This window comes from Hyalangium ruber, assembly GCF_034259325.1.
GTDB classification, from domain to species: Bacteria; Myxococcota; Myxococcia; order Myxococcales; family Myxococcaceae; genus Hyalangium_A; species Hyalangium_A rubrum.
Genome location: NZ_JAXIVS010000009.1, coordinates 223,416 through 237,598, shown reverse-complemented (window position 1 = coordinate 237,598; position 14,183 = coordinate 223,416). Strand labels below are relative to the sequence as shown.

Below are 14,183 nucleotides of genomic sequence, written 5' to 3'. Positions count from 1 at the left end.
GCCCTGCCCCCGCGCCGGGAGCTCGACTCGAGATTACAAGGGCGCCACTACCTGCCCGTCAATCTCGGGGCTCGCGGATGCCTAAAGCGGTGGGAACGTCACCCCTTCGAGGATTGCGGTGCGCGTGCCTCCCGCATCCCAGAGCTTGAGAGTAAAGGTTCCCTTGGCCTCATCCGGCTTGGCATCTGCCTCCACCATGACGTAATGCTCCCCCTTCTCTCCAGGGGTAATGGGCGCCTGCTGCCACACCTCCAGCACAGGCAGCTCACGTCCGCCAATGCCAACGAGCGCAGCCCCAACTGCCTCCCAGTCCTTGCCACCCACCGGTATCGTCAACGCCAGTTGCACTTCCACAGCCACCCGTTCGTTTGCCCGATAGCTCGTGGCTCGCAACGGCTTCAGCGCGCTGCCAGGGCGCTCGATGACGCCGCTGGTAATGGAGCGAACGGCGACGCCCTTCTCGTCCATTAGCCCCGCACTGCGCAGGCCCTTGAGCCCGACCGGGCTCCCCTGTACGGCCCGGAGCCGCTCGTTTTCCTCGTGGCACTGCTTAGCTTCCTCTTCCTTTGCCTTGAGAACTTGCTGGTAGGACTCCACCGTGCGCTTGTGGCGAAACACCTCCACCTGACGCAGGGCGCGCGCAGGATGAACCACGAGCATGAAGGTGGTGCCCCCAGGGGCGGCGTCGTCATCAAAGCGCACTGTCATGTTCAAGCGCCGCCCCGGCAGCAGGTGCTCCGAAGGCAGGAGAGTGACGACACGCCCGGCCTGCACCAGCAGCACATCCCGTTCCTCCACCTCCAGGCGCACCGCCCCGGGGGGAAGCGGAGCATCAAAGATCCAAGTCGTAACAATCCCCGGGCTGATGCACAGCGTATGCACCCTCCTCTCCGGCTCTGTTGGCAGCTCGATGCGCTCTTGGACTGCTTGGCAGTCGGGGAGTGGCAGCAGCGAGGCCGCGTCAGGCACTCCAGCAAGCAGGGCAAACGTGAGGGCAACAGGCGCTGAAGCAAGCACGGGCACGCATCTCCTGGTTGGCCGGCAGGCGAAGTGTCCTGTGCGGCCGCCTCTACCACGCTTCAGGGGATTCCGGAGCCCACGGCCCGCATCGCCGCGCGCTGCACAACCCTCACTCGAAGTGGCTCACTACCCGCAGCGTCATAGTGGAGAAGACCTTAGCAGTATTGGGACCGTCGTTGGGCTCCCGCTTGAGTCCACGCCCCCCTTCTTCGTCCCACAGTTCGATGCACACAGGGAAGGACTCATCCTTCGTCCGGGCCTGGGTCAGCCGACCGTAAACACGCTCCCCGAAGATCAGCTCCCCGGAGAAGATGGTTCCGCCCTTCATGGTTCCCCAGGGACCTATAAGTCTTACGTTTGTCCGGCCCTCACTTACGGTCGTGACCTGCGGCCCCTTTTCGAGGACGAGAAAGAAGGTCCCTCCATGTACGTAACCCGGAGAGATGCCACGCTCCTTCATGGCCTCGACAGCGCCGGGTGGGCACGGCTTGGGCTCTGGGGAGCGGAGCACCTCAGCACCAGGGCAGGCCAGGGCCGTACACGCGGACCCCATGACAAGAGCCTTCTTCACGGCACGGAGTTCTTTCTTCAGCTGCTGCGGAGTCCTCACGGAAGCTTCATCCTCTTCGAGCGTCGCGGCAGGTGCGACGGGCACAGGACCAGCCTCTTTGAAACCGAAGAGGCTACCGCGCTTAGCTTCGAGCGGTTTGAGAGGAGACGCCACTTTCCAACCTCCCTCCCAGGTAGGCAGAGGCGCATCAAACCGTGTGCTCTCTGGATTCAACGTGCGAGCCGCAGGCGCCGGCAGTGCTTGGGGCGTGGCCGGAGGAGGTAGCAGCACGCTGTAGCGAGAGGCGAGCGCGCTCAAGGCCACGGCGAGAGCCAGCCCCGCCGCGCGTCCCCAGCGCCCCATGGATGGAACGCGCAGCCGCAACTCCACCATGCTCGCAGGCGCGGCCCCGGGGAGCGCGGGTACGAGAACAGGCGGAGAGGGCATGGGCATGGAATCGTCAGGAGCCTCCTGGACGGGCTTGGGCGGCGGAACCAGCGCCGCAGGAAGAGCCTGATGCTGGATGGAGGCATGGGGCCCGATTTCGGCTTCGGGCAGCAGTTCCTGGTCCGCGGGAATCTGTTGCGCAGGCGGCACAGTGGCGGCAGTAGGCGCCGACTTGGGAGCATCAAGGGTGCTCACCGCTACCAAACGCGGCGGGCGCTTCCCTCGACGAGGTCTTGCCTCGGCTTCCCGCACCTCGTTCAACCAGAGGGCCTCCTCGTCCACACCTTCCTCTGGGTTGGTCGTAACGTTGTGCTCGCTGAAGAACTCGCATAGCGGCTCGTCCCAAACCGCCTCTTCCAGCGTGAGCAATTCCTCGACCGCCTTGCACGCGGCCTCCGCATCTAGCCGGACCTCGGGTTGATTCTCCAGCAACCGCAGGCACAGTTCGCTGAGTTCTCGAGGGACTCGGGAGTTGCGCACATGCGGCGCCGTGGGTGGGCGCGTGAGCAGGGCCTCCACGCCCTCAATGTCACTCTCAGCGAAGGGCAGCACGTCCGTCAGCATCCAGTAGAGGACGATGCCCAGCGCGAACATGTCGTCAGCAGGCGTGGGCCGATACCGCGCCCCCGGATCACCCTTGTTCTCGCGCCGAAATTTCCATGCCTCGGGGCTGCGGTACCCCGGCGTCCCCGGCGGCATCATCCCTCCCGTCACCCGGGACGCCTCCTCGCACCCGCTCACACCGAAGTCCACCAGCACCGCTTCACCGTCCGACTCACGAACGATGATGTTGGCTTCCTTCACATCGCGGTGGACCACCTTCGCCCGGTGGACAGCCATGAGCGCCCTTGTCACGCCCAGCAGCAGCCGTAGCACCTGGCGCGCTGACGGGTTCTCGGTGCGCGTCCACACATCCAGCCGCCGTCCCGGTACGTACTCCATCACCACGACGAGGTACCTCGGCTCATGGTCCGGCCACTGCCAGAAGCCGCGGAGCCGCGCCACGTTGGGGTGCTTCACACGCGCAAGGACAACTACCTCTCGCTCAGCCCACTCCCCCACCTCCTGAAGGGAGAGGGCCTTCAGTGCGTAGAGTTCGCCGCCACGCTCGGCACGGAACACGGTGCCGAAACCACCCGCTCCAAGCCGAGCGTCGACACGATAGGAGCCCACGTCCGTTCCGGGCGCTACCTCCGGCGCCAGGGGCTTGCGGCGCGAGCTCACGGCGCTCCTCTCTCTGCCCTGATCGTCGTGGCCCCATCGGTCATGGACTTGCCCTCCATGGTTCCGAGGACGCTACCAGAGTCAGCACCTCAGAGTTCTCCTAGCATCAGAACACCCGCCTGCACCAGCTGGCTACCTGCTGAGAGGGAGCCACGGAGCTAACTTGGCAGGTATACCTGGCTCTTAACCTGCTAGTATAACCCACTGCACCGCCGCCGCGGTATTCACGCTCACAATCGAGAGGTCGTTCCCATGTCCCTGAGAATGGCAGAAACCATCGGAAGCGCCGTTCGCGAAGCGCGCAGGCGCGCTGGGCTCACCCAGGAGCAGGTTGCGGAGGCCATTGAGCTCAATCCGCTCGCCTTCAGCCGCCTCGAGCGGGGGAAGTTGCTGCCCAGTGTCCCCACGCTCGCCCTCCTCTCGCAGGTCCTCAAAACCCCGACCGATGTACTCCTGGGCGCTTCGGGCGTAGGAGCGTAGTGTCACTCGGGCCCCCTTGAGGGCGGCATCGCGGGTACTCTGCTGCCACGGGCCGGGACCATTGTTCTCCCGGCCTGTCTACCCATGAGAGAGAAGCTGGCAGTCACCATCGCAGATGCCGCGCGCGCCGCACGCGAGCGCCTGGGACTCACGCAAGTGGAGGTCGCTGGGCTGATGGAGCTTTCGGCCATCGTCTACAACCGCCTGGAGCGTGCAAGGATGCTCCCCAGCGTCCCGACGCTCGTGCGGCTCTGTGAGACGCTCCAGGTGTCCCCAGCGGAGCTGCTCGGGTTCACCCGCCCCGCCAAGAGAGGCAAGATCAAGCCTTCCAATGTGGACCCTCCTTCGCTCCACCAGCTCATGAACCTTGCGCGAAAGCTGGATGAGACCCAGCGGCAGGCACTCATCACCATGGCCAAGACCCTGCTGCGGTAAAGAAGAAGGCCGGGGACTCGCTCTCGAGCACCCCGGCCACGTTCATCCCCAGCGCCGTTGAGGAGCTAGGCGCCGCCGTCCTCCCCGGTCATCATCTCGTGCTCGTCCAAGTAGTCGGGGTAGATGCCGGCCTCAGTAGGCTCTGCGACATCGCGCATGGCACTGGCGTCGGAGATCAGGCGCTCCACATCCTCGGCCGCTTCCTTCCGTCCGTATCCGGGAGCGAGTACCAAGAGCTGGGCGCGCAGGTCCTGGAGCATTTCAGCGACCGTCGCGTATCGCTCTGCAGGGACCCGCCTCAGTGCACGGTGCAGGATGGCCTTGAGCCCTTCCGGGAGATCCGCCACCACGCGCTCCACGTCCTCTCGGCTGTAGCGGTCCACCAGCACCATCATCTGCGCGAGAGCCACCGCAGGCTCTTCATCCGGAACCACGTCAACCGGTCGGGGCTCGACTTCCAGCAAGTCTCCCACGTCGAACAGGTGCTTGCTCGTCAACGCCTCCAAGAGCACGAGGCCCAGCGAGAAAATGTCCGAGCGGGCATCCATGGGTTCGCAGTGCAGATACTCCGGTGAGGAGTAGAGAACATCCCCCTTCACCAGCCGCCCCGGAGTCTCCTCCCGGCCAATGCGCTTCGAGAAGGCGGCACCGAAGTCCGTCAGCTTCACCGCGCCAGTCTTACGGCCCACACGGACATTCCGGGGACTCACGTCCCGGTGAATGATCCCGAGAGGCTGTCCCCCCTCCTCCTTCTCCGTCAGAGTGTGGGCATAGTGAAGCCCCTCCGCCACCTCCGCCGCCACGTAAAGGGCGAAGGAAACCGGGAGCGGCTTGCCCCGCATTGCTGCGGTGCTCAGCAGCGACTCGAGCATCGGGCCGTCCACGTACTCCATCACGACGTGCGGCATTCTCTCGATGACCTTGAAGTGATGCACCTGGGCGATGGCCGGGTGATGCAGGCGAAAGGCCAGATGCACCTCCTCCCGCATGCGCTGGCGCCGCTCGAAGCTCGCGGGGTTCCGCAGGCGCTTGACCACGACGTAGCCAGCGAGCCCATGTTGGAGGTAGCGTTCGAACAAGAGCGACTGCAACCCGCTTTTTCGCTCTTCCAGCACCCGAACGAACCTGAAGGAGACTGGCCCCGAGGTGAAGGAGTCCCGCGCGCTGATCATCCGGCCCAGCTTCTCCAGCCCCTTCATGACGGCGCTGAAGGCTCGGCCCTGCGCGGGAGTCAGTCCTTCGCTTTCGCCTTCCTCGTCATTCATGTCTACCGTGGGCTTCTCGTCTTCGGGTACTTCCTGGGGAGGCTTCCCGCCCTTGTGGCTCTTCTCGTTTCTCATTCCAGATCTCCGGCTATGACGGGGGGCGTAGAAGTGCGGTTCACTTCGTCTCCACTGTGACGACGACGCCGTTGAAGTACGCACTATTGGGCAGCAGAGGCAGGCTCGTATCCTCGCGAAAGCCACCATCCGTGGACGTGTAGAAGGCTCCCAACTTGAAGTCGCCGGCGCTGAGGTTGCCCTCCTGGACTTGGAGAGGCCCGATGCACTGAAGCTGGCTGCCGGTCAGCGTCATGACGAGATACCCATCGGGCCGGAGCACCGCGAGCTGCTCAAAGCGCCGCAGCCGTTCGTTCAGGACGAACCGCGGGACCGCCTCCCCATCGGTGATGACTTCGGAGAGCAGGTAGTTCGCCGCAACACGTGGGCCATATCGCTGCATGCCACCGTCCGCGAGCTCGAGGCCGAGCACCATGCGCAGGCGCTTCGCCTCGTCCACCGCGAGTTCCCCGTCCACGAGCAGGGCCTCGGCACGAATCCCTGCGTTCAGCAGGAGCATGCCGAAATCATCCGTTACAGCCAGGGTCGACCGCTGCTGTCCGTAGACGCCGCTCGCTCCAGGTGCGCACGCGGGCGCAGCCATGATCAAGAGAAGGGCCAAGGACCAGCGGTGGAAAGTGGTGATCGTCAGCGTCCAGTCCGTGCGCGCCAGCCGCGAACTGCGTAGGAAAACTCCCGCTCGCTTCATCTCTTCTGCCATCGTTATTAACCTCCCAGGTTAGCTAACTTGCTGAGTTAGCACGAGAGCCCAGCGATGGGGAAGTCGGTCGGCTGCGGCGAGCCAGGTGGAGGAGCAGGCTGATGGCTTCTCGAGGCCCTGCCCTGGGGCTCTGGACACCACTGCTTTGCGGCAGTGGTGGGAGACGCACTGAGCAAGTCGCACGCGAGGCACCGTCCATCACTGAACGCCCCTCCTGAATACGTGCGCACCGCGCAGTCTGGGTGCATAAGAAAAGGGCCGGGCTAGGGTAGCTCCCGAAAAGCCGTCTTCCTCGGCGGTCTGCCCGGCTTTCCTTCCGAGGAACCGCCGCGCCTGCCCTCAGGCGCACGAGGAAGGCGGAGCAGCATGGGAACAGGTCGCGCCGGAGGACGGCCTCGAGGCCGTTGGGAGCCCATTGTCAGCCGTGAAGCAGCCGAGCAGTACCTCGCTCGGAAGTTCCGCGACGAGAAAACACGGGCCGCGCTGATTGCACTGGCGCGCCGCGCGGCTCTCTACTTGAGGGCACCGCCGCGGGCGGAGCACTACAGGGTGTCCCGCAAGGTGCGGCGTCTTCGGCAGCTCCTGCAGTCGGCTTCTGTGGCCGCTCAGGAACTCAGATTTCTCGCCGTCACTACGGCACCAAGTTGGGAAGCATGGGAGAACATTCAGTTCCTCCCCCGTCTGGAGGACACCGCCAGCGCCTTAAAGGACTGGGGCCACCAGTATGGCCAGTCGAGCCCTTGGCAGACAGAACTGTCCGCCTTGGAGAACTTCGAGGACCGACGCGCCTTCTGCGTGAGGCTCTTGTCCTGGGCCAAGCGTCTGAGTCTCCCGCGGCCCAAAGCCAAGGACATGATGGCCTTGTCGGTGCTTGTGGAGCTTGAGAAGCCCACCAAGAACCAAGACGCGCGGCTCGATTCCTGGCGCCACCGGTACAACAAAGCGCTGCGCGACGTGAAAGCCTACGAGCACACGACACTGGGCAAGCCCCATCTCTAGCAGGGTGCTGAAAAAGTGGGCGGAAGGGGCTGGCGGAGCCGCCCTGGCCTGAGGTACCTCCCGCGCTGGAGCCAACGTGGGAGGTAGTCTCGATGCGAGGAGACGTGAAGAAGCAGGCGACAATGCTGTCGCTGGTGGGGCCCGAGCAGCGGGTGCCTCGAGACCATCCCATCCGACGCATCAAGCACTTGGCGGATACAGAGTTGGAGAAGCTGTCGCCGGTCTTCACGGCCATGTACGCGCCCATGGGACGGCCCTCCATCCCGCCGGAGACGCTGCTCAAGGCGTGCCTACTGATTGCGCTCTACAGCATCCGAAGCGAGCGGCAGTTCTGCGAGCGGTTGGACTACGACTTGCTGTTCCGCTTCTTCTTGGACATGGGGCTGGAGGAGAGCAGCTTTGACGCCTCCACCTTCGCCAAGAATAAGGAGCGACTGCTGGAAGCGGATGTGGCACGGCTGTTCTTCGAGGCCGTGGTGGGACGAGCTCGCCAGGAGAAGCTGATGTCCGCCGAGCACTTCACGGTGGATGGCACCCTGATTGAGGCGTGGGCCAGCCTCAAGTCCTTCAAGAAGAAGGACGGGGCGGGCGATGACGAACCGCCGGACGACCCGAGCAATCCCACCATCAACTTTCATGGAGAGAAGCGCAGTAACGCCACCCACGAGTCAAAGACGGATCCGGAGGCACGGCTGGCCAGGAAGGGTAAAGGCAAGGAGGCCAAGCTGTCCTTCGCCGGCCACGTGCTGATGGAGAACCGCCACGGACTCATCGCCGATGTAAGCCTGTCACAGGCCGATGGTTACGCCGAGCGAGAGCAGGCCCTTCGAATGGTGCGGCGGCAGAAGGCAGCGGGCCTTGCCCTTTGCACGCTGGGTGGAGACAAGGGCTACGACACGGCCGACTTCGTCCAAAGCCTTCGTGCAGAAGGAGTGACACCGCACGTAGCTCAGAACATCACCGCCCATCGTGGTAGCAACATCGATGGGCGGACCGTGCGCCATCCCGGCTACGCAGTGAGCCAGCGCATCCGCAAACGAGTGGAGGAGATATTCGGCTGGGCCAAGACGGTGGCGGGCCTGCGAAAGACTCGCTACCGAGGCCAGCGCCGTGTCGGCTTGCAGATTCATTTTGCCGCTGCAGCCTACAACCTGCTGCGCATGGCGAAGCTGATGCCGATGGCTGCATGAGCCGATGGCCGTGAAGCTGCTGCCGAGCAGCTCGGCGACAACCACAGTAGCTCCCCGCCCCGCGGAGGGGACCGGAGCAACCAGGGGAAATGAGCATCGAACGCGTTCCAGCGCCTCAACTCTTACTTTTTCAGCGGCCTGCTAGGCCGGTATCCTCCCCTGAGGTACCCCGATACCCGCCCGTTCCACCGATTTGCTCCCTACAAGGTACGTCGACGTCGTTTGACACTTGAAACGCGCATGATTACAGCTTCTTAGCAGAGGCATCGAGGCACAGACCGATCCGGTAAAAACCCTCCCTGGCGCAGCAGTGCCACGCCGCATGCTCGCCGGAGCGTTCCTCTAGTTCTCGCTGTCCGCCTGAGTACCTTGGGCCTTGGTGCGGCAGATAGGGCCGCCAGCAGGACGAGAAGCCCCCGCGCATCCGCGACCTTTCCACGGGCGAGCGGAAGAGCAGGGGACCCGATACAGCCATGCCCAGAGTACACCAATCGGCTGCGACAGGCAGTCCCCTCCTCTCACGCCTTATCGAGGCCATCCAGTCCGCCTGGACTCCTGAGCGGTACCTCAAAGTCCCGCCTGGGCGTCATCTACGTCAGGACAAGGCCGGGAACATCCTCACTCTCTGCCCCTTCCATCCGGACGAGTCTCCGAGTTTCTCGTTCAACGTGAAGAAGGGGACATTCAACTGCTTCGGCTGCGGAGAACAGGGGGGGCTGATCAAGTTCGCCCAGCTCATCACGCGCAAACCGGATCGAGTCGACGCTCTGCTCGCTCTCGCGGACGCTTGGAGCGTGCCCCTGCCCGCCGCATTACACGAGCGGGCGAAGCGTTCCCAAGTTGGAGAGCGCTCATCGAAGGCGCCCCTTCAACGCCCCTCACCCAAAGCTGCCGGTCCCATGCCAGGCGCGGGCGAACAGGCTCTCCCCGAGAAGGAAGCGGGGCGTCCATCCGCACGTGAGCGATGGGCACAATGCGCGCCACTTTCAGAAGATGCCGCCGTCCTCGCCTACGTGCGGACGCGCGGTCTCTACTCTGCGGAAGCAGAGGCCGAGGCCCGAGCCACCACCGGACGCCGTCCTGACCTGGCCGTGTGCCTGCGGAGCTTCGACGGGACGGTGCAGGACGTGCAGTTCCGCGTCATTGGGGAAGTTGCACATGACCGACGTTTCTATCGGTGCGGCTGCCTCCCCAGAGATGTGGGTCCCCTCATCTTCGGACAAGTCAGGCCCCAGGAGGAACTCGTCGCCACCGAGGGAATGACTGATTTCCTTGCTGCGCTGTCGGCTTTCGCCATTCCACCCGGGTCAGTTATTGGAATTCCCGGCGCTCAATGTGCGCGGGAGGCGGTCGAGGCCCTGGTGGCGCACGCGCCTAAGAACTTGCGCTCGGTGGTTCTCGCCTTTGACGGGGACCCAGCTGGCGAAGCTGCGGTAGCAGAAGTGACACCACTCCTCACCGAAGCAGGTTACACCGTGAAGAGGCTGCGCCCTCCCTCCCCTTATAAGGATCTGGCGGAGTGGGCGGCAGCTCTGCTGCAGGCAGGCGAAGACGCGCCCGCAGCTTGGCGGTCTGCTCTTTCCTCAGCACCGCGGCGGCGTCCCTGGCTGGTGTCTGCTCCGGACTTTGTTGCTGAGGCACCACGAACGGTACGCTTTCTCATTGATCGCGTGCTGCCCGTTGGAGCACTGGCCGTTGTCCAAGGCTCCCCGGGCGTAGGCAAGACATGGCTGACGTTGAACTTCGCGTTCCAAGTCATCTCCCAAAACAAGCGCGTCCTCCTCATCGAACAAGAAGGTAGCCCCTCTGCTCTCGCCAACCGACTCGAACTCGTCGGAGCCGTCAGCCCTCTATTGAGCGTCGCGCACGCGCAACCTATCCGGTTGGACGAGCCGGTTTGGGTCGAGCGCATCGCCCAAAAATGTCAGCAGGACGAGGTGGCGCTTCTCATCCTTGACCCTCTAGCAGATCTCCATTCAGGGGATGAGAACAGCTCGCAGGACATGGCGCGGCTCACAGGCGCACTCAAGGACATCCGCCGCGTGGCTCCAAGTTGCAGCGTCCTGCTCCTGCACCACACGGTCAAAGGCTCCTGGGGTGCAGGTGAGGGCCGGCGAGAGCATAGCCGCGGCAGCAGCGTACTTGTCGGCGCAGCAGACGTGCAGATGTCCCTCACTCAGCGAGGTACCTGCAGCGGCACAGATCGACCAGTGCGCTTCCGGTTTGAACTCGTGAAGGCGAGAGACTTCCAGGCGCCTCCACCCTTGGATTTCATACTCACGGTGCGCGGAGGTCGCTGTGAGATTGAGTGGCGGCCAGTCGACCCTGATGGCGAGGAAGGTAACCAAGCAGAGACTGAGGAGGAACTCGACGAACGCACGCTGGCTAAGATCCCCCTGGACACCAGCGAGACCACTATCACCGTGGAGGAGTTGCGTGGCCGGCTCGGCACCGGCAAAGCAAGGACACAGGAGGCAGTGGCCCGACTGGTGGCCGCAGGCAAGGTGGTGCGCGTGCCAAATAGGGGCCTGCGGCGTGCCAGCCCGCCTCACCCCGTAGAGGAGGGCAGCTAGGCCATGCCACCGCCTTCTACCTCTTCCCCTGAGTCGCTGCCTGCCTGCCTTACCGTGGAGGAAGCAGCGGGCTTGCTCAGAGTGAACCGCAAGACCTTCTATGAGGCCGTCCGCCTGGGGAAGGTGCCAGGTGTCATCCGTGTAGGTCGGACCATCCGCATCAGCCGCGAAGCCCTGCTAGGTTGGATCCGGGGTAACGGCGGTCCTGCGCTCGGAGAGTAGAGATGAGCGTCAGGCTGCGGAAGTGGAAGACGAAGGAGGCAAGAGTGCAGGAGGCGTGGTGGGTGGACGTGAAGTTCCAGCACCCTGACGGGCGCGTGGAGCGCGTGCGCAAGGCGTCTCCGGTGAACACCCGCCGAGGAGCCGAGCAGTACGAGCGGGAGCTCCGCCAAGCCCTCCTCGCAGGCACGTACAACCGAGGAACGACTGAACCCGAAATGCCCACCGTGGGGGGCTTCATTGAGCGCTTCCTCACGTACAGCTCCAACAACAACAAGGCCAGCACCCTGGCCGCCAAGCAGCAGTTGCTCGATAGCCACCTGTTGCCGACCTTCGGGAACCTGAAGCTCGACCGCGTGGGAAAAGCGGACATCGAGACGTTCAAGGCCCAGAAGCGCAAGGAGGGCCTCGCGCCCAAGACGATCAACAACGCCCTCACTGTGCTGCGCACCCTGTTCACGGTCGCTGTCGAGCAGGAGGTCCTGTCCCACGCGCTGCGGGTGAAACTTCTGAAGGTGGAGAAGCCGGACTTCGACTTCCTCACCTTCGAGGAAGCGGAGCGCATAGTCTCCGCCACGGATCCCGAGTGGCGCACCATGGTCCTGGTGGGCCTCCACACGGGCCTGCGACGAGGAGAGCTCATCGCCCTTCAGTGGGATGCGCTGGATCTCGTGGCCGGGAGGCTCCTAGTGAAGCGGAACGTCTGGCGGGGCCACTTCGGCACCCCTAAAGGAGGCCGCTCGCGCGAGGTGCCACTCAACGCGGTGGCCCTCGAGGCCCTCAAGGCGCACCGCCACCTCCGGGGAGCGTTCGTCTTCTGCGATGTCCAGGGGACGTACCTTAAAAACGATGCCTGCCGGAACGCCCTCCTCCGGGCCAGCAAGCGGGCAGGGCTTCGGCCCATCGGCTGGCACACCCTGCGGCACACGTTCGCCAGTCACCTGGTGATGCGCGGGGTGCCTCTGAAGGCCGTCCAGGAGCTGCTGGGGCATGCCTCCATCGAGATGACGATGCGGTACGCCCACCTCAGCCCGGACGTGAAGAAGGACGCTGTCCGAGCGCTCGAGGGTCACACTGGGGGCACACGGTACGGGACGGGGAGAATTTCTCAGTAAAGTCCAGCGGTTAAGAATGCACGAGCCGGGGATCGAACCCGGACGGCCCTTGCGGGCCAGCGGATTTTAAGTCCGCTGCGTCTGCCAGTTCCGCCACTCGTGCCCGAGCGCCACGCACCTTCTCTCAACTGCCGGACGGCCGCAATGCGCTCAACGGTCGATTCCGCTCCGCCCCTGTTATAAAGCGCCGCCATGCTTGAGACCGTCACCAAGGGCTTCCGTGCCGCCAAGAACCGCCTCACCGGCAAGAGCGAGCTCTCGCCAGAGCTGGTGGACGAATCGCTGAGAGACATCCGCGTCTCCCTGCTGGAGGCGGACGTCGCCTTCGATGTCGTGAAGAAGTTCGTCGCCCGCGTGCGTGAGAAGACGGTGGGCGAGGTGGTGCAGACGACCATCACGGACAAGGCGGGGCAGAAGCGCAAGGTGAGCCCTGCCGACTACTTCGTGAAGATCTGCCACGACGAGCTCGAGGCCCTGATGGGCCCGGTGGACACGAGCATCAAGCTCAAGCCCAAGGGGCAGCTGAGCGGCATCATGATGGTGGGTCTGCAGGGCTCGGGTAAGACGACGACCACGGGCAAGCTGGCCCACAAGCTGCTGGCCGAGGGGCGCAAGCCGCTGCTGGTGGCCGCGGACATCTACCGCCCTGCGGCCGTGGACCAGCTCAAGGTGCTGGGCGAGCGGCTGAAGGTACCGGTGTATTTCGAGCCGAACGTGGCGCCGCCGGAGCTGGCGGTGCGTGGGTACGCGGCGGCACGCGAGCAGAAGTGCGACGTGGTGCTCATCGACACGGCGGGCCGGCTCGCCATCGACGAGGCGCTGATGGGCGAGCTGGAGTCCATCAAGGGCAACGTACACCCGGACAACATCCTGCTGGTGTGCGACGCGATGATTGGCCAGGACGCGGTGCGCACGGCGGCGGAGTTCGACCGGCGGCTGACGCTGGACGGCTTCATCCTCACGAAGCTGGACGGTGACGCGCGTGGTGGCGCGGCGCTGTCGATCAAGGAAGTGACGGGCAAGCCCATCAAGTTCCTGGGCATGGGCGAGTCGCTGGACAAGCTCGAGGAGTTCCGTCCGGAGGGCCTTGCGGGTCGCATCCTGGGGTTCGGCGACATCGTCGGCCTGATGAAGGACTTCGAGAAGGTCGTCGACGAGAAGAAGGCCGAGGAGGACGCGCTCAAGCTGCTGTCGGGCAACTTCTCGATGAAGGACTTCGTCGAGCAGATCCGAATGGTGCGGCGGATGGGTCCGCTGAAGGACCTGTTGGAGAAGTTCCCGCTGTTTGGCGACCTGACGGAGCAGCTGAACCCGGACGAGAAGGAGCTGACGAAGATCGAGTCGATGTACGACTCGATGACGGAGAAGGAGCGCCTGCGTCCGGATCAGATCAACGCCAGCCGCATCAACCGCATCGCGAAGGGCAGCGGGCGCAAGGCGGAGGACGTGCGCGACTTGCTGCAGAAATTCGGGATGATGCAGCAGGTGATGGGCACGATCGGCCAGAACCCAGGGTTGCTGGGGCGGATCCCGGGGTTCAAGCAGCTGGGTCAGCTGTCGCAGATGAAGAACATGGACCTGTCGAGCATCATGGGGAAGGACAAGATGATGCAGCAGGCCATGGCGGGCATGGGAGGCATGCCCATGCAGATGCCGCAGATTGCCCCGGGCTACACGCCTCCGATGGGCCAGGCGGCGATGGCGAAGGCGCGACTGATGGGCTACGCGCCGCCGTCGGCCTCCGGCAAGCCTGACGACCGCGACGCCATCAAGGAGCGCCGCAAGCGCGAGAAGGCGAACAAGAAGAAGAACCGGAAGAAGAAGTAGGCTTTGCCCTCCCCAAGTGCCCAGTCCAGCCGCGTGGACTACCGTCCACGTGCGCGGACGGTGC

General features: G+C 64.3%; 12 protein-coding genes and 1 tRNA gene. 8 read left to right on the top strand and 5 right to left on the bottom strand.

Translation table 11 applies throughout. The annotated features are described in order from the left end of the window. Positions 1 to 81: 81 nt before the first annotated feature. Together SYV04_RS25825 and SYV04_RS25820 are read right to left on the bottom strand one after the other, a co-directional pair. Positions 82 to 1,017, bottom strand: coding sequence for a DUF2381 family protein (locus SYV04_RS25825; protein ID WP_321548557.1), 936 nt, complete (start codon positions 1,015 to 1,017; stop codon positions 82 to 84). Positions 1,018 to 1,129: 112 nt separating this feature from the next. Continuing rightward, a complete protein-coding gene (locus tag SYV04_RS25820) occupies positions 1,130 to 3,190 on the bottom strand; it encodes a serine/threonine protein kinase (protein WP_321548556.1) in 2,061 nt (686 codons plus the stop codon). A gap of 303 nt (positions 3,191 to 3,493) precedes the next feature. On the opposite strand from SYV04_RS25820, the gene SYV04_RS25815 reads away from it, so the two are divergent. Continuing rightward, on the top strand, positions 3,494 to 3,721 hold the full coding sequence (locus SYV04_RS25815; protein ID WP_321548555.1) for a helix-turn-helix transcriptional regulator: 228 nt from the start codon (positions 3,494 to 3,496) through the stop codon (positions 3,719 to 3,721). Between the two features lie 84 nt (positions 3,722 to 3,805). After that, on the top strand, positions 3,806 to 4,156 hold the full coding sequence (locus SYV04_RS25810; RefSeq protein WP_321548554.1) for a helix-turn-helix domain-containing protein: 351 nt from the start codon (positions 3,806 to 3,808) through the stop codon (positions 4,154 to 4,156). 65 nt (positions 4,157 to 4,221) lie between these two features. Here the strand turns inward: SYV04_RS25810 and SYV04_RS25805 are convergent, their stop codons facing one another. After that, positions 4,222 to 5,496, bottom strand: a complete 1,275-nt coding sequence (locus SYV04_RS25805; protein ID WP_321548553.1) for a serine/threonine protein kinase — start codon at positions 5,494 to 5,496, stop codon at positions 4,222 to 4,224. A gap of 40 nt (positions 5,497 to 5,536) precedes the next feature. Then, the gene (locus tag SYV04_RS25800; RefSeq protein WP_321548552.1) at positions 5,537 to 6,196 is read right to left on the bottom strand and encodes a hypothetical protein; all 660 of its coding nucleotides are present in this window, start codon (positions 6,194 to 6,196) and stop codon (positions 5,537 to 5,539) included. A gap of 549 nt (positions 6,197 to 6,745) precedes the next feature. Here SYV04_RS25800 and SYV04_RS25795 point away from each other — a divergent pair. The 5 genes from SYV04_RS25795 (at position 6,746) to SYV04_RS25775 (ending at position 12,292) form a co-directional block, all read left to right on the top strand. Next, positions 6,746 to 7,195: a hypothetical protein gene (locus SYV04_RS25795; protein WP_321548551.1), complete on the top strand. Its 450-nt coding sequence runs from the start codon at positions 6,746 to 6,748 to the stop codon at positions 7,193 to 7,195. Between the two features lie 92 nt (positions 7,196 to 7,287). Continuing rightward, positions 7,288 to 8,385 carry an IS5 family transposase gene (locus tag SYV04_RS25790; RefSeq protein ID WP_321548550.1) on the top strand — a complete coding sequence of 366 codons (1,098 nt, stop codon included), beginning with the start codon at positions 7,288 to 7,290 and terminating at the stop codon, positions 8,383 to 8,385. Positions 8,386 to 8,858: 473 nt separating this feature from the next. Continuing rightward, positions 8,859 to 10,958, top strand: coding sequence for an AAA family ATPase (locus SYV04_RS25785; RefSeq protein WP_321548549.1), 2,100 nt, complete (start codon positions 8,859 to 8,861; stop codon positions 10,956 to 10,958). A 3-nt stretch (positions 10,959 to 10,961) separates the two neighbouring features. Next, positions 10,962 to 11,180, top strand: coding sequence for a helix-turn-helix domain-containing protein (locus SYV04_RS25780; protein WP_321548548.1), 219 nt, complete (start codon positions 10,962 to 10,964; stop codon positions 11,178 to 11,180). A gap of 2 nt (positions 11,181 to 11,182) precedes the next feature. Further along, complete coding sequence (locus SYV04_RS25775) at positions 11,183 to 12,292, top strand: tyrosine-type recombinase/integrase (protein WP_321548547.1); 1,110 nt, start codon at positions 11,183 to 11,185, stop codon at positions 12,290 to 12,292. Positions 12,293 to 12,309: 17 nt separating this feature from the next. Here SYV04_RS25775 and SYV04_RS25770 read toward each other — a convergent pair. Further along, positions 12,310 to 12,395: transfer RNA gene (locus SYV04_RS25770), tRNA-Leu, on the bottom strand. A gap of 89 nt (positions 12,396 to 12,484) precedes the next feature. Here SYV04_RS25770 and ffh point away from each other — a divergent pair. Further along, the gene (gene ffh, locus SYV04_RS25765) at positions 12,485 to 14,119 is read left to right on the top strand and encodes a signal recognition particle protein (protein ID WP_321548546.1); all 1,635 of its coding nucleotides are present in this window, start codon (positions 12,485 to 12,487) and stop codon (positions 14,117 to 14,119) included. The last annotated feature ends 64 nt before the right edge of the window (positions 14,120 to 14,183 follow it).

Coding starts and splice junctions, on each gene's coding strand:
- SYV04_RS25815 (WP_321548555.1), top strand. CDS start 3,494: ATGTCCCTGAGAATGGCAGAAACCATCGGAAGCGCCGTTCGCGAAGCG.
- SYV04_RS25810 (WP_321548554.1), top strand. CDS start 3,806: ATGAGAGAGAAGCTGGCAGTCACCATCGCAGATGCCGCGCGCGCCGCA.
- SYV04_RS25805 (WP_321548553.1), bottom strand. CDS start 5,496: ATGAGAAACGAGAAGAGCCACAAGGGCGGGAAGCCTCCCCAGGAAGTA.
- SYV04_RS25800 (WP_321548552.1), bottom strand. CDS start 6,196: ATGGCAGAAGAGATGAAGCGAGCGGGAGTTTTCCTACGCAGTTCGCGG.
- SYV04_RS25790 (WP_321548550.1), top strand. CDS start 7,288: ATGCGAGGAGACGTGAAGAAGCAGGCGACAATGCTGTCGCTGGTGGGG.
- SYV04_RS25785 (WP_321548549.1), top strand. CDS start 8,859: ATGCCCAGAGTACACCAATCGGCTGCGACAGGCAGTCCCCTCCTCTCA.
- SYV04_RS25780 (WP_321548548.1), top strand. CDS start 10,962: ATGCCACCGCCTTCTACCTCTTCCCCTGAGTCGCTGCCTGCCTGCCTT.
- SYV04_RS25775 (WP_321548547.1), top strand. CDS start 11,183: ATGAGCGTCAGGCTGCGGAAGTGGAAGACGAAGGAGGCAAGAGTGCAG.
- ffh (WP_321548546.1), top strand. CDS start 12,485: ATGCTTGAGACCGTCACCAAGGGCTTCCGTGCCGCCAAGAACCGCCTC.